22 protein-coding genes and 1 tRNA gene are annotated in these 17,540 nt (G+C 54.0%); 12 read left to right on the plus strand and 11 right to left on the minus strand.

Translation table 11 applies throughout. The annotated features are described in order from the left end of the window. The first annotated feature begins 265 nt into the window (after positions 1-265). The gene (locus tag CDI07_RS03170; protein ID WP_088180219.1) at positions 266-1,399 is read left to right on the plus strand and encodes a DUF354 domain-containing protein; all 1,134 of its coding nucleotides are present in this window, start codon (positions 266-268) and stop codon (positions 1,397-1,399) included. Here the strand turns inward: CDI07_RS03170 and CDI07_RS03175 are convergent. Together CDI07_RS03175 and CDI07_RS03180 are read right to left on the minus strand one after the other, a co-directional pair. After that, entirely contained in the window at positions 1,331-1,900 is a 570-nt protein-coding gene (locus CDI07_RS03175) for a stage II sporulation protein M (protein WP_088180220.1), read from the minus strand. The genes CDI07_RS03170 and CDI07_RS03175 overlap by 69 nt on opposite strands. A 10-nt stretch (positions 1,901-1,910) precedes the next feature. After that, entirely contained in the window at positions 1,911-2,189 is a 279-nt protein-coding gene (locus CDI07_RS03180; protein WP_088180221.1) for a lipoate protein ligase C-terminal domain-containing protein, read from the minus strand. Between the two features lie 69 nt (positions 2,190-2,258). Here CDI07_RS03180 and CDI07_RS03185 point away from each other — a divergent pair, with 69 nt between their 5' ends. After that, complete coding sequence (locus CDI07_RS03185) at positions 2,259-4,187, plus strand: arginine--tRNA ligase (protein ID WP_088180222.1); 1,929 nt, start codon at positions 2,259-2,261, stop codon at positions 4,185-4,187. On the opposite strand, the gene CDI07_RS03190 is transcribed toward CDI07_RS03185, so the two are convergent. Next, a complete protein-coding gene (locus CDI07_RS03190; RefSeq protein ID WP_088180223.1) occupies positions 4,188-5,261 on the minus strand; it encodes an ATP-binding protein in 1,074 nt (357 codons plus the stop codon). It abuts the gene before it with no gap. A 96-nt stretch (positions 5,262-5,357) separates the two neighbouring features. Here CDI07_RS03190 and CDI07_RS03195 point away from each other — a divergent pair, with 96 nt between their 5' ends. Further along, complete coding sequence (locus tag CDI07_RS03195; protein WP_088180224.1) at positions 5,358-6,239, plus strand: dihydrodipicolinate synthase family protein; 882 nt, start codon at positions 5,358-5,360, stop codon at positions 6,237-6,239. A gap of 2 nt (positions 6,240-6,241) precedes the next feature. On the opposite strand, the gene prf1 is transcribed toward CDI07_RS03195, so the two are convergent. The 5 genes from prf1 to CDI07_RS03220 form a co-directional block, all read right to left on the minus strand. Beyond that, the gene (gene prf1 / locus CDI07_RS03200) at positions 6,242-7,489 is read right to left on the minus strand and encodes a peptide chain release factor aRF-1 (RefSeq protein ID WP_088180225.1); all 1,248 of its coding nucleotides are present in this window, start codon (positions 7,487-7,489) and stop codon (positions 6,242-6,244) included. Between the two features lie 75 nt (positions 7,490-7,564). Further along, positions 7,565-7,801 (minus strand): pro-sigmaK processing inhibitor BofA family protein, encoded by a 237-nt coding sequence (locus tag CDI07_RS03205; RefSeq protein WP_088180226.1) that lies wholly within the window; start codon positions 7,799-7,801, stop codon positions 7,565-7,567. Between the two features lie 92 nt (positions 7,802-7,893). Next, positions 7,894-8,454, minus strand: coding sequence for a HEAT repeat domain-containing protein (locus CDI07_RS03210; RefSeq protein ID WP_088180227.1), 561 nt, complete (start codon positions 8,452-8,454; stop codon positions 7,894-7,896). Positions 8,455-8,506: 52 nt separating this feature from the next. After that, on the minus strand, positions 8,507-8,695 hold the full coding sequence (locus CDI07_RS03215) for a hypothetical protein (protein ID WP_088180228.1): 189 nt from the start codon (positions 8,693-8,695) through the stop codon (positions 8,507-8,509). Between the two features lie 71 nt (positions 8,696-8,766). After that, entirely contained in the window at positions 8,767-8,943 is a 177-nt protein-coding gene (locus tag CDI07_RS03220; protein ID WP_088180229.1) for a class III signal peptide-containing protein, read from the minus strand. 258 nt (positions 8,944-9,201) lie between these two features. Between CDI07_RS03220 and CDI07_RS03225 the strand changes: the two genes are divergently transcribed. Continuing rightward, positions 9,202-9,627 (plus strand): HTH domain-containing protein, encoded by a 426-nt coding sequence (locus tag CDI07_RS03225; RefSeq protein ID WP_088180230.1) that lies wholly within the window; start codon positions 9,202-9,204, stop codon positions 9,625-9,627. On the opposite strand, the gene CDI07_RS03230 is transcribed toward CDI07_RS03225, so the two are convergent. From CDI07_RS03230 to CDI07_RS03240, 3 genes are read right to left on the minus strand one after another with little or no spacing between them, the layout of a single operon-like run. Beyond that, positions 9,617-10,867 carry a site-2 protease family protein gene (locus CDI07_RS03230; RefSeq protein ID WP_088180231.1) on the minus strand — a complete coding sequence of 417 codons (1,251 nt, stop codon included), beginning with the start codon at positions 10,865-10,867 and terminating at the stop codon, positions 9,617-9,619. The two genes, CDI07_RS03225 and CDI07_RS03230, sit on opposite strands and share 11 nt — an antisense overlap. 41 nt (positions 10,868-10,908) lie before the next feature. Then, entirely contained in the window at positions 10,909-11,301 is a 393-nt protein-coding gene (locus CDI07_RS03235) for a DUF126 domain-containing protein (protein ID WP_088180232.1), read from the minus strand. Positions 11,302-11,310: 9 nt separating this feature from the next. Continuing rightward, positions 11,311-12,471: an aconitase X catalytic domain-containing protein gene (locus tag CDI07_RS03240; protein WP_088180233.1), complete on the minus strand. Its 1,161-nt coding sequence runs from the start codon at positions 12,469-12,471 to the stop codon at positions 11,311-11,313. A 144-nt stretch (positions 12,472-12,615) separates the two neighbouring features. Here CDI07_RS03240 and CDI07_RS03245 point away from each other — a divergent pair, with 144 nt between their 5' ends. The 8 genes from CDI07_RS03245 (at position 12,616) to CDI07_RS03280 (ending at position 17,505) form a co-directional block, all read left to right on the plus strand. Beyond that, the gene (locus tag CDI07_RS03245) at positions 12,616-13,056 is read left to right on the plus strand and encodes a hypothetical protein (protein ID WP_145954970.1); all 441 of its coding nucleotides are present in this window, start codon (positions 12,616-12,618) and stop codon (positions 13,054-13,056) included. Between the two features lie 13 nt (positions 13,057-13,069). Continuing rightward, a complete protein-coding gene (locus CDI07_RS03250; protein ID WP_088180235.1) occupies positions 13,070-13,777 on the plus strand; it encodes a hypothetical protein in 708 nt (235 codons plus the stop codon). Between the two features lie 109 nt (positions 13,778-13,886). Further along, positions 13,887-13,961, plus strand: a tRNA-Met gene (locus CDI07_RS03255). A 192-nt stretch (positions 13,962-14,153) separates the two neighbouring features. Then, positions 14,154-14,642, plus strand: coding sequence for a lamin tail domain-containing protein (locus CDI07_RS03260; protein ID WP_088180236.1), 489 nt, complete (start codon positions 14,154-14,156; stop codon positions 14,640-14,642). Positions 14,643-14,725: 83 nt separating this feature from the next. After that, positions 14,726-15,181, plus strand: a complete 456-nt coding sequence (locus tag CDI07_RS03265) for a 30S ribosomal protein S15 (RefSeq protein WP_088180237.1) — start codon at positions 14,726-14,728, stop codon at positions 15,179-15,181. Positions 15,182-15,209: 28 nt separating this feature from the next. Beyond that, positions 15,210-16,637 carry a DHHA1 domain-containing protein gene (locus CDI07_RS03270; RefSeq protein WP_088180238.1) on the plus strand — a complete coding sequence of 476 codons (1,428 nt, stop codon included), beginning with the start codon at positions 15,210-15,212 and terminating at the stop codon, positions 16,635-16,637. Further along, on the plus strand, positions 16,627-16,887 hold the full coding sequence (locus tag CDI07_RS03275; protein WP_088180239.1) for a KEOPS complex subunit Pcc1: 261 nt from the start codon (positions 16,627-16,629) through the stop codon (positions 16,885-16,887). Before CDI07_RS03270 ends, CDI07_RS03275 begins: the two co-directional genes overlap by 11 nt. Positions 16,888-16,902: 15 nt before the next feature. After that, entirely contained in the window at positions 16,903-17,505 is a 603-nt protein-coding gene (locus CDI07_RS03280) for a 30S ribosomal protein S3ae (protein WP_088180240.1), read from the plus strand. Positions 17,506-17,540: the final 35 nt, after the last annotated feature.

A 17,540-nucleotide genomic window follows, 5' to 3' on the forward strand; every position in this document is an offset into this window, starting at 1 on the left:
TAACTCCGTCCTTGAATAAAAGTCTTTTCCAAAAAACGATTTCCGGACGGATTTCCTGAACCTGTGCAGTTTGGGGTCCTCTTTGTCCATCCACCGTTTTTCTTCTGCCGGGATATCGTATGACTTCTTCAGTTTCAGCGAAAGAAAGCGTTTTAAACGTTTGTTGGCCTTAACATGGTGTGGCAAAACTTTGAAAAGAACGCTTCACAATCGTTTTTGGGAAAGCCTTATATTGAACAGAGTTGTCCAGTAAATGGGTGGTAAAATGAAGGTATGGATTGACATCACGAACGCCCCTCACGTTCACTTTTTCAAAGGTGTAATAAAGGAGCTGGAGAAGGCCGGACACGAGGTTCTGATCACAACCCGCGAGTTTGATGGTCTCACTGGAATCCTCGACATGTTTGGATTTGATTACTACGTGGTCGGAAAGCACGGCGGTGCAACCCTCGAGGGCAAGCTCCTAGCGGGCACCGAGAGGATGTACAAGCTGTCCAAGCTCATAATCGAGGAGAAGCCCGACTTGGCGATTTACAAGCACTCCGCCGAGGCACCGAGGGTTGCCTTCGGTCTCCAGATACCCGCCATAGGCTTCGTTGACAACGAGACGGCCGTTGCCCAGAACAAGCTGATACTCCCGTACACCACGCTCCTTCTCTATCCAACCGCCATAGACGCCTACGAGCTCCTCAGGTGCGGCGCCGATCCAAATGGGATGCGTCCGGTTAAGGGCTTCTCCGAGCTGGCGCACCTCTACGGCTTCATCCCGGACAGGAAGGTCCTGAACGAGCTGGGCTTGAGGCGCGGGGAGTACATCGTCATGCGCACGGAGCCGATAAAGGCCAACTACTTCAACGGACCTCCGAAGAGTGTGCTCGAGGACGTTATCCCGCTCCTCCCCGAGGCCCCCATAGTGCTCTTCCCCAGGACTGAGGAGCAGAGGAAACGCTTTGAGCACTTTGAAAACGTGATAATGCCCGAAAGGCCAGTTGACAGCCTCAGCCTTCTCTACTATGCCAAGCTTATGATAGGTGCCGGGGGAACGATGAACAGAGAGGCCATAGCCCTTGGAACCCCGACGATCTCAACCTATCCTGGAAAGCTACTGGCAGTCACCAAGTGGCTCGTGGAGAAGGGTGTGAAGTTCCACTCAACCGACCCGGTGAAGGTCGCCATGATGGCGGAGCGCATGATGGAGATGAACGGTGGCTACCGCGCTTACATACGGAGCGTTGTGAGCGGTTTCGAGAACCCCATGGACGTAATCCTGCGCGAGATAGAGACCTACGAGGAGTTCGGAACGTTCATGACGATGAAAGTGGAAGAATCATCAGACCCCGGCAACGCGCGGGGTTACGTAGGCCTCAATGAGGGCAGCCACAAGGAGGAGCAGCACTGAAACCGCGAAGAGCTTCAAAGCCTTTTCCGCTCCCCTCCTGAACCTCTCTCCAGTTTCTCCTTCACCCCTCACTATCTCGCGGTACCAGACTATCCCCGAGACTCCCGCGAGTGCTATCGCCGGTATCTCAATGATTCCGTGGGGTATCAGTCCGAGGATTATCTGGGGGAACGAAAGCTCTCCGCTCTCCTGAACGGCCCTGACGACGAGGCCAACCACGAAGCCGTTGAAGGCCATTATGAGCCATGGACCGAGGCCGAAGAAGAGGCCGGAGAGAAGCATGAAGAGGGCCACCATCGAGTTGTTGGTGAATATCTTGACGAAGTTCTCAAAGCTGGAGTCGGATATCGGTCCTATCTGCTCGGCAAGCCTTTTAACGGCCTCCATCGCGGCATCGGGGTTTCCAATGGCAAAAGCGTAACCGAGAAAAGATGCCGCAAGGAAAACGATTAAAAGGTATCCGAGGGTCCTTTTGGGAACCTCCACATCAGGTTTGAGCAAGGGGCTCACCTCACTCCCTGAGGGCGTTCTTCAAGGCGATTTTGAAGTCCTCGACGTTGACGTAGGGCATCTCCACGTCCATCCTCACTGCAAAGAACTCGTCCATCACCTGCTCTAGCTCTTCGAGTCTGTGTCCTTCAAGCTCCCTTTCGAGCTCCTGAACGGTCTCCTCGGGGTGCATGAAGAAGTCTCCCGTAATCTTGACGTGCTCGGCTATACCGTCTCTCTCGTCGAATTCTATCCTTATAAGGCCCTTCTTGGCCTTGTGCTCTCCGACGTGGTGCTTCATACCCATCCCCAAAGTAAATCCCTCGGAGAACTTTTTAAAGGTTGGGTATAAGTGGTTGCGGTGGTGGGAATGGGATACGCTCAGGTTAAGGAGAATATCAGGCTCATCCTCCAGGAAACTCTGAAGGAAATGCTGGATGAGGCAGGAAAGGAGTGGGAAGGTGAGATAACCTTCGACGACACCCCGAGCATCGAGCTTGGCGACTTCGCAACGACGGTTTCCTTCCAGCTGGCGAGGGTTTTCAGGAAGGCGCCAAAGCTCATCGCCGAGGAGGTCGTTGAGAGGCTTAGGGAGAAGTTACCCGAGGAAATTGCCGACGTCAGGGCCGTCAACGGCTACATCAACTTCTATCTCAACTACAACGTCTTCGGCAAAGCCCTCGTCCGCGAGATACTTGAGGAAGGGAACGCCTACGGAGAGGGCAAGATTGGGGCTGGAAAGAAGGTCATCGTGGAACACACCTCCGTGAACCCGACGAAGCCGTTCCACATGGGGCACGCGAGGAACGCCGTCCTCGGCGATACTATGGCTCGGATAATGAGGAAGCTCGGCTACGTCGTCGAGGTTCAGAACTACATAGACGACCTCGGCGTCCAGTTTGCCCAGGTTCTCTGGGGCTATCTCCATCTGAAGGATGAGTTCGAGAGGCTTGAGGCCGAGCTGAGGGAGAAGGGCCTGAAGGAGGACTTCATCGATCACGTTATGGGACTGCTCTACGTCGAGGTGAACAAGCGCATAGAGGAGAACCCGAAGGTTGAGACAGAAGTTCGCGAGCTGATGAAAAAGCTCGAAGAGGGAGACAACGAGATAGCAGAAATCGGCAGGAAGCTCGCCGAGCGCGTTGTCAAGGCTCAGATGCTGACAACCTACCGCATGGGCATCACCTACGACCTCCTCAGCTGGGAGAGCGACATAATGAGGAGCGGAATCTTTAACGAGGCCTACGAACTCATCGAGGCCAACGAGAACTTCTTCTGGGCCACGGAAGGCAAGTACAAGGGTGCCTTCGTGATGGATTTGAGGAGGCTCTTCCCAGACATGAAGAACCCCTTCCTCGTCCTCAAGAGGAGCGATGGAACCGCCACCTACACCGGTAAGGACATCGCCTACCATCTCTGGAAGTTCGGAAAGGTCAGTGCCGACATGCTCTACAAGCCCTGGGATAGGCATGAAGACCACGAGACCTGGACGACTGCTCCGGATGGGGAGGAGATGGTTGGAAGGTTTGGAAACGCAGATATAGTCATCAACGTCATCGGTGCCGAGCAAAAGCACCCGCAGATGGCGATAAAGTACGCCCTTCAGCTCCTCGGCTTCGAGGAGAGCGCGGAGAACTTCCACCACCTGGCTTACGAGCACGTCGTCAGGCCGGAGGGCAAGTTCTCGGGCAGGAGGGGAACTTGGGTCGGCTTCACGGTTGACGAGGTTCTCAACGAGGCCGTTCAGAGGGCTAGGGAGCTTGTGGAGGAGAAGAACCCAAGTCTGAGCGACGAGGAGAAGGATAACATCGCGGAGGCCGTCGGCGTCGGCGCGGTTCGCTTCAACCTCGTCAAGTACAGCCCGGACAAAGTGATAACCTTCCGGTGGGAGGACGTCCTCAACTTCGAGGGCGAGAGCGCCCCCTACGTCCAGTACGCCCACGCGCGCTGTGCCTCGATCCTCCGGAAGGCCGGGGAGAGGGGCATAGAGACCGAGTGGAAGGCGCTTCTTGAGAGGGCCGACTTCTCAAAGCTTACCAACAGGGAGAAAGAACTAGTGAAGCTCCTCGCCAAATTCCCGGAGATCGTTGAAGTTGCAGGAAAGGACGTTAAGCCCCACCTGATTCCGTGGTACGTCAACGAACTCGCTTCGCTCTTCAACAAGTTCTACATGGACCACCCGGTGCTCAAGGCGGAGGCAGGAATAGTGGAGGAGAGGCTGCTCCTCGTGCTTGCGGTAAAGCAGGTTCTCAGGAACGGGCTGGAACTGCTCGGCATAGAGGCGCCGGAGAAGATGTAGTTACCCCCTCAATATTTTTTCCACCACCGGGTCAATTATCCGGTACTCATCGTTTTCCTTCTTTATCCACCCCATTTTTTCTAGGTTTTTGAGGAGAGTGGCCAGCCTTGCGTTAGTTATAGGTCCGCTCTTGGCTTCGATGTAGTTCCGGATCATTGACCAGCGGGATAACCCCATGGCAACAGCCTGCAGGATTAACGAATACCGGGGAGAACGCTTTTCAAGCTCCAGCAGCTCCTCCTTTATCATAGTTCTGGCCTTTGCGAGGGTGCCTTCCAGGGCACTCTCAAACTCTCCTTTTTTCCAGTAGTTGAAGCCAAATTCGACCAGCCAGCCGGGGATTCCATCGAGTTCATTAACTGCCCTTTTTATTTCGTCTTCAGAAACGTCGATTCCAATCTCTTCAAATCCCTGCCTCAGAAAGGCTTCCGATAGCTCCCTGCTGAAAGGTTTCACTTCGACCTCTTCGTAGATTCTGCCGTAGAGGGGGCTGGAGTAGTCCTCTATCCCTAGGAAATCATGGAGCAGGCCAACCTCAGAGCCCGTGAACACAAAACTCAAGTTGGGGAGTGAATCGTAGGCGTAGGCAATGCCCGCGAGTAAATCTTTCCCACCCTTTGAACCATAGAATCTAAGGTACTGGGCCTCGTCAAAGGCGATGACGACCTTTTTTCCAGTTCTTTCCCCCAACTCATTAAGGAATTCAAGGACATCCATCGGCGTCGGATTCTTGGGCTTAAACTGTATTCCTGCGAGGTTAATCCTTTCCACGCTGATGCCTCGGAGAAACCCGAAACGTCCTCTTCCGAGCACTATCCGCTGAAGCTCACCCGCTAGGACGGAAGGGCTTATGTTTCCGCTCCCTGCAGCATAGATACGGCGGGCATCGAGGTAGAGCCCTATGCCTTGATATTCGTTGAGGGCCGCCTTCAGGAGCGAGCTCTTGCCCACACGGCGAATGCCAATAAGGAGGGTGATTGGATAGTCTCTCATTCCCCTGAGGATGGCATTGAGTTCTTTTTCTCTATCAAACATCTCCTCCCTTCTTTCCTTTGGCCTTGGGTCAAAGAGCATAGGTATCGCCCCCGATACCAGGTATCGGTACCGATACTTAAAACCTTTTCCCGGAACCCTAAAATACTCCCTCTCCCAAAAATCTTCGGTGGTCTCATGCGCGGTGTTATAGTGCCCCTTGTAACTCCTTTCAACGAGGACTACTCCATCGATGTTCCGGCCCTCAAGGAGCACCTTGAGTTTCTCCAGAAGGTTGGCGTTCACGGGATATTCATCAATGCGACAACAGGGGAGTTCACGAGTCTCAGCGTCGAGGAGAGAAAGTTCCTGGCCGAGAAGGGCAGGGAGCTCGTTAACGCGTCGTTCTACCTCGTGGGGACTGCTTCATCCAACACCTTTGAGGTCGTTGAGCTTACGAAGCACGCCCAGGACATCGGTGCAGACTATGTCGTCATAGCGCCCCCATACTACTGCCCCCTGAACGACGAGGCCCTGTTTACACACTACTCGATGGTCGCCGAGAGAACCGATATTCCTATTATACTTTACAACATCCCTGCCTGCGCCAACCCGCTCAGTGTTTCCCTCATCAAACGCCTCGCTTTGGAGTACTCGAACATCGCCGGCGTCAAGGAGACTATTGACAGCGTCAACCACGTCCGCGACGTAATCCTCGAGGTGAAGGGGGAGAGAAATGACTTCAAGGTCTTCACCGGCCTAGACCAGCACTTTCTGAACACGCTCGTCCTCGGCGGGGACGGGGGAATAATGGCCTGTGCCAACTTCGCTCCGGAGGTTCATCTGGCCCTCTACAAGGCCTTTCAAGAAAAGAGGTTCGAAGAAGCCTTCGAGCACGCGAGAAGACTGGCAAAGCTGTCGAGGGTCTATGACCTCGCCTCATCCTTCGGCTCCGCGATAAAGCTCGCCATGTCCATAAGGGGATTCTCGATAAAGCCGGTCCTCAGACCCCCGTATCTGATGGATGGAGAGGAGGTAAAAGAGGGAATAAGAAAGCTACTCGCCGAGGTGCTGGGCTGAGTTCACTGAATCTTGTACCTGAGGAAGGCTCCGAGGCCCCCGAAGGCCTTGTAGAACTGCTGGCCCTCGTCCGTGTCAAGGGAGATTATCTCGACTTCGGAGCCGCTCTCCTCCGCCATTTTTATGAACTCCTCGGCGACGTCCCACTTCTCAAAGCTTATGTTCTGACTGCCACACTTGGGGCAGTGAGTGAGCTTCTTCTTGTAGACGTGGAACTCCTGCTCGCTCATGGTCTTCTCTTCCTGCCAGCCGCAGTTGTTGCACTTTGCCCTAACGCGAACCTTGTCGTAGCCCTCGCTGAGCAGGAGCGTGTCAACGGCACCGAGCTCAAGGGCCTTCCTTACCTCCTTCTCACCGTATGTTATCATCCCGGTGTCCTTGACGAGGTGCCTGAAGAAGTCCTGTATGAGGTGCCTCTCCTTGACCGCCTCGTGGTCCTTGAGTATGTCGCTGGCCTTCTCGACGAGCTCCCTCAGACCGTACTCGCCGTGGTAGCTGATGTCCACAACACCGATGACCTTCTTTCGAAGCTCGTGGTGGAGGTAGTCCCCATCAACGAACTCCTCCTTGGTCGGCCCGGGGCCGCCGATGATTATTCCCCTGAGCTCGCCCTTCTCAAGGAGCGGGAGAAAGGCCTTGTTGGCGTGCTCACCAATGCGCTTCATGAACTCGTGGGTCTCTTGCTCGCGAATCCTCTCGTAACGCCTCGCCGACTGACCACCGGCGCGGGTCTTTCCGGGAACGTTTGAAGTCAGCTCGTCGATGACGTCAATGCGCTTTCCCCTGAGGAGGCCTATCGTCGCTTCGTTCTTTTCAACGGTGATGAGGCCGTAGGCGTCCTTTACGCGGAGCATCTCCTCAAGGGGTTCGGTTATAAAGGTCTGGTCACATCGATAGAGCCTGACCTTCAGCGGCTCGGGCGGGACTATCGCCCAGAGCTTTATGTCGCTGACGCCCTCCTGCTCGCTGACGTTGCCAACGAAGAGGGCCAAACCCGTCTCGGGCGTCTTGCGGTAGAGCTTGAGGTGTTGCATGGCCCTCTCAAGGGCGCCGAGAACGTTCTTTCGAGTTGATTTGGACTTGATGTTCTGCGCCGTTCCGTACTCCTCTCGCAACTGCTGCATGACCTTGTTTATGTCGTATCCAGCGGGAATATATAGACTGACCAGCTCGGTTGCCCGGCCTCGATAGCTCTTCAGCTCATCGACCTTCTTCTTGAGTTCGTACATTTCAGCTGACTTGTGAGACATGAGCATCACTCCCCTGAGAATTCTCTCCCGGACGAAGAAAACGCGAGGAATTTATAAAAGTTTAGGAAGAAGCGGCTAGAACCAGTAGACTATTATGAGTGCTATAACTCCCAGTATGCCGCCGATGGCCACCACGAGCACGTTAAGTGCAGTCAGTGGCACGTCCGATATTCCTATCCAGTTCGTGAACCACAGTATTATCAGGCCGATTATCGCGTTGGCCACTAGGTACTTGATTATGCCGAAGCCGACCTTGACCACCAGCAGGATGGCCAGGAACAGGAAAAACAGGAACAGTAGCTCCGATATCATGGTATCACCTGAAGTAGTTAATACTGAACCATCCTTATTAACCTTTCGCAGAAACTGGAACGAAAGCGAAAATAAATCAATGGGATTTCAAATCACGAAAGTTTTTCGAGGGCTTCCCTGGCTATCTCTCCCAGCGGGACCCACTTTTTGCCCTCGAAGGGGAGTATCACCTTGTCCTCAACGTTGACGAGCTCTTCAACGTATTCCTTCGCCTCGCTGGCTCCCAGCTCGCCCAAGAGCATCAATGCAAAGCCTTTGGTGTTCTTGTCACCTTCCTTGAGCTCCTCTATGAGATCCTCAACGATGGTGCCCTTCAGCCCCATAATTTTGTCAGGGAATCTGCGGGCGAGCTCGTACGAAAGAATCATCGCGTTTTCCTTCACGTAGGGGTTCCTGTTTTTGGTCAGCTCGATGGCTTTGGGGAATACCTTGTCCACGTGGGGTTCAATCGCATCTCCCCTCTGCTCGACAACCATTCCCAGAATCAGTAGTGCGTCCCCTCTGATGCCCGGCGCATTATCGTCAAGAAGCTCTATAAGTGCATTCAGAGCTTTTTTGTCCTTCACTGCCATAGAAACTATCTCATCAAAGCGTTCCTCTTCTATGAGCTTTTTTATTTTATCCTTCTTTGAACCGAAGGACAGGAATCCCATACTCATCACCTAGAATAAAGCTGAAATGGGCATCCTAAAAAGGTTTACCTTGTCACTTCGTGGTGTTACTCAGGTTCTGGAGGTTCTCTGATATCTCTTCACCAGTATTGCTCATCTGAGAACCTGCCCATCTAGCGAGGCCTTTGACACCGATTAGTTTATAGATTATTATAGCCGCTATGAGCATACCCACCGCAAACATGGAGATATATTCCAATGATGCCTGAGCCTTTCTATTCATACTAACCCCCCATAAATCAATAATTTACCATCCAAAAAAAGATTGGAAGAAAATAACAAAAATTAACCTAATCACCCAGTCTGACTTAGATTGGTAAGGTTGCTCTCCAGAGCCTCTGAGGTGCTGTTTATCGTATCTGTTGCAGCACTAGTTCTACCCCTCAGCTGCCTGACCACAATCAGGATTATTATCAGGGCAGCCGCAATCATAAACAGGTACTCGATGGCACCTTGGGCTTTCCTCTTCATGTTATTCACCCCCGAAGGATTACTTCATACATTAATGCACTAAAAAAGCTTATATAGCTTTCTCCTCAAATTTAAGTCAAATCTCCCCAATACTGCAGAAAGCCCAGGGGTGGTCGCGTGGAATTACTGGCGGTACAATCGGAGTCTGTTAATATTGAGGATTGTGTGAAGGATGTGGTGGCAAAGTCGAGAGATCTACTATCTGACCGAGGGGGCGTTATATATTCTTCAAAGATTCATCTTACTTTCGGAGCTTTTATGAACCTTACGGTGACCCTTCTACTCGATCCCCAGGGTAACGCGCGGAAGGGCGTTCTGGCCGATTACTCCCCCGGCAAGCACAAGGAGGATGCGATTCAAAAAGCGCTGGAAAAGCTCAATCGGGCCCTCCCAAGAAACGCTAAAATCGTCGATTTTGAAATTGGAACTTATACAACACCCGTTACCAGGAGAACCTACGCGGTGGGAGTTCTGGTCTACAACGCACCCCTCGAGGTCAAAGCCTTTGATGAGTACACCATTAAGGAGCGGCGCGAGCTCCTTGCCAAGGTTCTCAGGGACTTCAACTACAACCCCAAGGTCCTCAACATATCGGAGATAGCGAGGATGTTCGGCGTTTCGAGGGACTCCATATACTACGACATCGAGCAGATACTCAAGGAGGGGAAGAAGATCAGCCGCTGACCCACATCGGCCGCGGCGTCGCTGAGATAACGAATATTATCACCGCAATAATGGCCAGGAGGAGTCTCTTTCTGGATATCGGGGAGACCTCATCAAGTGCCCCGGGATTTCCAACCGAGCCCATCAGAAGAACCAGCATTCCCCAGATGAGCCATCCAATCCAGAGGAAGCTCATTCCTATGAGGACGAGTCCGACGACCATTGTTAAATACCTGTGGGCCTTCTCCCCGAGGAAGGAGCGCGCTATATGTCCCCCATCGAGTTGGGCCGCCGGGATGAGGTTAAGGAAGGTCACCAGAATCCCGACCCATCCAGCGATGGCGACCGGATGAAGGAACACAACGCTGTTCTCGGGGAACGTCACCACGTACTTCTCGATTAACATGAAAAAGAGATTCTCGCCAAAGACTATTCCTCCCTCTGTGGGGGGAACAAGGTGCTGAGGTATCGGCACTGAGAGCTTCAGCCCTATTATGCTCACGGGTATGGCGACCAGAAAGCCGGCTATGGGGCCGCTGACGCCGAGGTCTATGGCGGCGTTCCTAGTTGGTAGGGGGGATTTGACCCTTATGACCGCCCCGAGGGTTCCCAGCATGCTGGGGAACGGTATGAAATAGGGCATCGTTGCCCTGACGCCGTGGTAGGCCGCGGCGATCTTGTGGCCCAGCTCGTGGGTTCCGAGTATGGCCATTACGCTTATGGAAAACGCCACTGCGTTAACGTAGGGATTCCTTATCCCGGGAAGGTTGTAGTAATCGAGCAGCTGGATGTAGAGGGATGAGAGGTAGTAGCCCGCGAACAGCGTCGTGAATATTGTCGCTATCAGAAAAATCCACGGGAGCCACCGATTGTCCTCCTTTATCCCCTGGGCAGGGAACACGAACAGTAGAATATCACCACCGCGCTTTTTGAGCGCCGCCCAGTAGCCGAGCTCCTCCAGTTCACTCAGAACCCTCTCAAAGTTCTCCTCTCGAATCTCACGAACCTTAAACACGAAAACCCTTCCGTCTATTCTCTCAAGCTCTGCATCGTAAAATTCCTTAACTTTCCTCTCAACGGCCTCAGGAAGGAATGGGACATCGTGATGAAGGGGAAGCGTCAGCTCTTCTGGTTCCGTTTGAAACTCCACTAGAACCATGTCTCCGCCGCATTTAGGGCAGCCTTTCTCGATAAGGGGCTCTGTGGAATCCAGCACCTCCCTGTGCCCGCAGTTGATGCACTCGTAGACTCCCTTCGGCATTTTGACTCCCTGAAAAGGAATTGACCGAGGGCTTAAAAAGGCTATTCCTCAATTTCGACCAGTCCCTCGTCGGCGTTAACGGTGACCCTCTTCCCGCTCCTGAGCTTCGAGACGTCCACCCCATCCACCATCGGAATTCCGGCTATTATGGCCCCTGTTGCGACTATGGTCTCCGCTTCGCCGACGATTATAGCCCTCGGCGCCTTGCCGTTCTTCTTGAGTGCATAGATAACGTATGAACCGACGGTTGAGCCCTTTCCCCTCGGAAACGCCAGTATCTTACCCGCGATGCTCTGCCCTCTGATGTCGCTCTCCGCGTCTGTCACGATTCCCGTCTCAGGATCAACGCCACCGAGGAACGATAGAGGTTTCTGGGAGACTACCAGCTCCCCCTCGGCCTTTCCCCCGACTATCTTCCTACCCTTGAGCCTCATGCTTCCACCTCACGGCGCCTCCATTATCAGGTTCTCGGCATCGTCGAGCCTCACGCTGAATCCAAAGGATCGGAAGTAGAACGCCGATTTACCGCTGTTGGTGGCTATCCCCCTGTACCATCCCTTGATTGGGGACACGACGAAGCAGACGTCCGGAATAATGCGGCCGTTGTAGCGTTCTATCGTTTCTGTGTATCCGAGCGCATCGGCCAGAGCCTTGACCGCCCTTCCAGCGGTGATGAACAGCGGAATCTTCAGGGGTTTTCCGCGGATTCTCAGAAGCTCCGCCACCTCTTTTATCTCCGCAAGGGAGGCGTGGGGACAGCCGATGAGTATCATGTCTATCTCACTCCAGTCGTCTGAGAAAGCCTCTTTTACAGCCCGTATGTCGCTCTCCTCCACCGCTATCGTTTCGAGTTTATCGGCAATGGCCCAGCGATACTCCGGGGTCTCTCCCTCAACGTGATAGAGCGCTATCGAGCCACTCGCGGCCATCGCTGCACCTATCTCCTTGAGGTACTCGACGTTCGATGGTCTAAGTCCCTTGAAGTAGGGGACATCATTGCCGAGGACTTTACCGAGGTGGTAGCCGAGAGCTGAGTAGTCTACGAAGGTTTCTACCCTGGCATCGACAGTAATCACAACCGTGGCTTTTCGGTTCTCGTCCAGATGGAAGCCATAGTTCGGGGTTTTGCCCACTATAGCTGCGGCCAGGCTTGACGGGCCACCTTCGCGATTCGTCCTTGCCCCAAGTATGGAGTTTGCAAAACTTACCGCGGAACTCTCGCTCCAGGCCAGGTGGTCACCGAACTTCGGGAGGTTCGCGCCGTAGTAGGGCGTGCAGGTGGAGGTAATTTCAATACCCATCCTTCTGTAGAGTTCGAGAACTTCCATCTGCTTCTCCATGAACTCGTCGTCGCCTATGCCGGCTGGATTGAGCGTTGTGTAAACGGAAACCTTTGCCCCAGCATCGGCGAAATCCCTCAGGAACTCTGTTCCGGCATCGCCGATGTTCTTGTAGGAAACGCCCGCGATTTGGGCGCTTTTGATCGGGATGAGCCTCTCCGCACCGTAGATTTCGCCAAGGGCGACCAGTATCTCCATGGCCTTCTGGAGTGCGTAGCCGTACTCCCCGGCGAGTATGAGCTCCTCCTCCTTCGTTAGATACATGTCACCACCTATTTGGTTCGACGCTTTGCTGCTTATAAGCCCTTCCTCCACTTTCAGAAGTCAGGGTGATATCAAAATTACTCAGAAATTTTTATAGTATTTTAAAGACAATAAGTAATGCCCAACTATCGGGAGGTGCCCATGATGAGACTTAGTGGTAGAAAACTGGCAATTGTTTTGTTTTTGGTTCTCTGTAGTGTACTAGCGACTCCCGCGATGGTCTACGGGGCCGACACCTACGACGTCGTGCTGTCTGACAGCGGGCCAACGTTCTACGCCACCAAGAGGGTAGGCCTCACCTACACCTTCAAGATGCAGGGTAAAGTGATATCGTACTCGACCTCTTGGTACTCCGGCTCCGGATACTCGCAGATATCGTTCCCCTTCGTAGGGCTCTACTCTCTGGACTACGCCTACGTTCGCCTCAGCAACAGCGCCGGCTTTTACAGGTCCTGGACCTACCACCAGGGCAGTTTCACCTGCAACTTCTACTACCCGTATCTCAGCGACGCTGACGGCGGCCCAAGCTCCACGCTGACCATGAAGTGGCACTATGAATTCGTGGGGGATTTGGGTTCCTACTGAGGGGGTGATGTGAATGAGGAGGTATCTCGTCCTGCTGTTCGTGCTGGTTCTCCTCGGGGGAATGCTGGGAGCAGCCTATGCCGTTTCGCAGCCGCCCTCACGGAAGGCACTCGCCTCTGCAATGGGAAGCATGAACAAGTACCAGTTCGTCCGTGAGATCGAGTTCGACCAGTACAGGGTCTACGTGATTAACAACGGGGGCTCGAACGTCCTCAAGAAGGACTTCGAGTACCACGGCAAAGTCGTGACGACGGGGGCAGTTGACATGGTCCGGGGCGTTGTTACGGAGTCGGAGGAGTATTATATCAACGGCTCGTTGGCGATGCACGGCCAGATAACCGTCAACCTGCTCACGGGGGAAGTTTCGGGAACCGTAACCCTTGCGGATGGAACCACCATGGACGTTAAGGAGCTCTGGGAGAAGTATTACGGGGTAGACAGCAACACGGCTGTGGGCATGATACGGGGAAGCCTTCCCACACTGGCCTTCAGGGATGCGCTCCTCAACTCCCGCGACCTCAGGGAGGTTAAGAGCTCAGTTTCCCTATCCGACAGGATACTGATGGGACTGGGTCTCAAGGAGAAGCTCTTTGAGTACGAGTTCACCACGAAATCGGGCAAGACCTGGCATGTCTTCGTCGACTCCAGCGGCGTTCCGCGCAGGTTTGAGTTCGAGACGGAGGATTCAAAGATCGTCGTCCACATAACGCCCATGGGATGAGGAGCACGGCAACTCCTTTTTTACCCTTTTTATTCCTTGCAATCCCATCGTTCCGTTCACTCCCGCAAAATTTATAAACCCTGCACGGTTCACTAACTACGGATCGAGCAGCGGGGTGGGGCAGCTAGGAGTGCCCGCCGGGCTCATAACCCGGAGGTCGGAGGTTCAAATCCTCCCCCCGCTATAGCGTGCTTTTCGTTGTGTTTTCAAAACTTTTTGTGTTATCATGTTTCAATAGTTTGAAATGTAACTAAGGTTGGCACATCCTTTGCCTCTTCACTTCCTAATCCATAGGCCTATAAGATGCAGTTCTGAAAAATATGGGGGGTAAAACTTTTATTTACTTTTGTTATGTAAAAACTGGTGGGGGTGAGGGATGGAGAGGGCACAGTCATCCCTTGAGTACCTCCTGATGATAGCCGCTGTTCTTGTACTGGTTCTTTTAGTGGTTAAAGTTCTGTATGGAGTCGCTAACTCTGCCACTGAAGTGGGCTGCGATAACGTTGTCATAAGCTATGTCAACTATGATGCCGGAGGTCCAGAAGTGAATGACAGAGACGCCTTAAACAGTGAATACGTTATCATTGAAAACAGGGGCTGTGAGGCTGTAAATTTAGAGGGATGGAAGCTGAAGGATGACGCCAATCACGTGTATGTGTTTCCCTCCTTAATCCTCGAACCGGGGGCAAGCGTGAAAGTACATACGGGCTCTGGGACCGATACTGATTCAGATCTCTATTGGGGCAGAGGAGCACCTGTTTGGAACAATGGGGGCGATGTTGCGTATTTATATGACGCAAGCGGGAAGCTTGTAGACAAATGCTCTTGGACTGGAGACGAAGGCGGAGCCGTCAGTTGCCACTGATGGCAAACTTTTTAAACTCCTTCCTTTAGGCTGATGCGAAGGGGCGGCTGGCGGGAGCTGGCCGTCACCGGGAGGTGTATGATATGGCAAGGATACACGCGAGAAAGAGGGGTAAATCAGGTTCTAAGAGGCCTCCGAGGACCGCTCCGCCGACCTGGGTTGAGTACACGGCGGAGGAGGTCGAGGGGCTCGTTATTAAGCTCAGGAAGGAAGGCTACAGCGCGGCGATGATAGGAACCATCCTCAGGGACCAGTACGGCATCCCGAGCGTCAAGCTCATCACCGGCAAGAAGATAACCAAGATCCTCGAGGAGAATGGCCTCGCACCGCAGCTTCCGGAGGACCTTATGTCCCTCATCAGGAAGGCGGTTAAGCTCAGGAAGCACCTCGAACAGCACCCGAAGGACAAGCACTCCAGGAGGGGCCTTCAGCTCACCGAGAGCAAGATCAGGCGCCTCGTCAAGTACTACAGGAGAACCGGCAAGCTGCCCGCCAAGTGGCGCTACGATCCGGAGCAGGCCAAGCTCCTGGTTCGCTGATCCCCTTTCCTTCTTATAAGGTGGTAAAATGGACCGGGGCGCTTTCTTGGAGAAGGCCCGCGAGGGAGCAGAGCTAATCAAGATGCACATCGAGCTAGGGCACACTATCAGGATAATCTCCCACCGCGATGCCGATGGGATAACCGCCGGTGCCGTTCTGGCCAGGGCCGTTGCCCGTGAGGGTGGAACCTTCCAGCTCAGTATAGTCAAGCAGCTCAGTGAGGAGCTCGTTCAGGAGCTCGCCTCGGAGAAGCACAGGATATACGTCTTCAGCGACCTTGGGAGCGGCTCAATAAGCCTGATCGAGAAGCACCTCGAGGGGGCAACCGTCGTCGTTGCCGACCATCACCCCCCCGAGAAGGACGAGTTCTCCACGGATTCTCACGTGCTGGTGAATCCCGTTCCATTCGGCGCCAACAGCGTTCGAGACCTCAGCGGTTCCGGCGTCGCCTACTTCGTCGCCAAGGAGATGAACGAGAGGAACATGGACATGGCGTACGTTGCCATCGTCGGCGCCGTTGGTGACATGCAGGAGATAGACGGAACCTTCCATGGGCTCAACAACGACATACTCGAAGACGGGAAGAAGCTGGATATCCTGGAGGTTAGGAAGGAGCTCCGCCTCTTTGGGAGGGAGAGCCGGCCGCTCTATCAGATGCTCGCTTACGCCACCCATCCGGAGATTCCAGAGGTCACCGGGGACGAGAGGAAGGCAATAGAGTGGCTACGTGCCAGGGGCTTTGACCCAGACATTAGGTACTGGCAGCTCCGCGAGGAGGAGAAGCGGAAGCTCCACGATGCGCTGGTGATACACCTCATCAAGCACGGTGCCCCAAAGGAGGCAATAGACCGGCTCATCGGCGACGTGGTGATAAGCCCGCTCTACCCGGAGGGCGATCCCAGGCACGAGGCGAGGGAGTTTGCGACACTCCTCAACGCCACCGGTCGCTTAAACGCCGGAACCCTGGGCGTTGCCATATGCCTCGGCGACGAGGATGCCTACAAGCGCGCTAGAAAGATGCTGGAGGACTACAAGAGGGAGCAGATAGAGGCCAGGAAGTTCCTCATCCAGAACTGGAGCATGGCCGACGAGGGGGAGCATGCCTACGTCTTCTACGCCGGCAAAAACATCAGGGACACGCTCGTTGGAATAGCCGCCAACATAGCGATAAACGCCGGCCTCGCCGACCCGGAGAAGCCGGTGGTCGTTATAGCGGACAGCGATGAGGATGAGAACCTCGTGAAGGGTTCCGCAAGAACAACCGAGAAAGCCCTGGCGAAGGGCTACCACCTCGGAGAGGCGCTCAGGTCGGTAGCTGAGAAGCTCGGCGGCGAGGGCGGAGGACACGCAATAGCCGCTGGAATCCGCTTCCCGAAGGACAGGCTGGACGAGTTCATAAGGCTCTTCAACGAGGCGCTTGGAAGGCAGGTGGAGGGAAAGGGCAGTGAAGATTGAGGCTAGGGCGGAGATAGTCTGGCACTACGGCGACCCGGGAAGGGCCGAGGCGATAGCCGAGGCACTCGAAGTGGACAACGTGGGCCTTCCTGAGAGCCTAAAGAAAAGTTTAAATGTGCTAACCCGATGGGAAGATGGGGACGTCATAACAAAGGTTAAATACTCGGGTGAGATTGAGACACTCATCAAAGCGCTGGACGATTTGGTGTTTTCAATCAAAATCGCCGAAGATGTTACCGAAAAGGTGTGAACTGGAGGTGTTGAGATGGCAAAGGGTAACCCAAGGAAGAGGGCTGCTGCTACCAAGGATAAGTGGAAGATGAAAGAGTGGTACATAGTTTACGCTCCGGACTTCTTCGGAAGCAAGGAGATCGGCCTCACCCCCGCCGACGACCCCGAGAAGGTCATCGGAAGGGTCATCGAGACCACCCTCAAGGACCTCACCGGCGACTTCACCAAGGGCCAGGTCAAGCTCTACTTCCAGATCTACGATGTCAAGGGCCAGAACGCCTACACCAAGTTCAAGGGCCACACCCTCGCGAGGAGCTACATCCGCTCTCTCGTCAGGAGGAGAACCACCAGGGTTGACGGCATATTCAACGTCACCACCAAGGACGGCTACAAGCTCCGCGTCATGGGCATGGTCATAGCCTACAGGCGCATCCAGACCAGCCAGGAGAGGGCAATAAGGGAGATCATCAAGGAGATCATCTACAAGAAGGCAGAGGAGCTCAACTACAAGGACTTCATCCTCGAGGCCGTCAGCGGCAAGATGGGCGCCGAGATGGCCAAAGAGGCGCGCAAGATATACCCGATCAAGAGGGCCGAGATCAGAAAGATCAAGGTTCTCGCCGAGCCGGAGGCTTGATGCCTCCCAATTCTATTCTCCCGTCGTTCGGCTAC

Source organism: Thermococcus sp. 5-4, from assembly GCF_002197185.1.
In the GTDB taxonomy this organism is placed as follows: domain Archaea; phylum Methanobacteriota_B; class Thermococci; order Thermococcales; family Thermococcaceae; genus Thermococcus; species Thermococcus radiotolerans.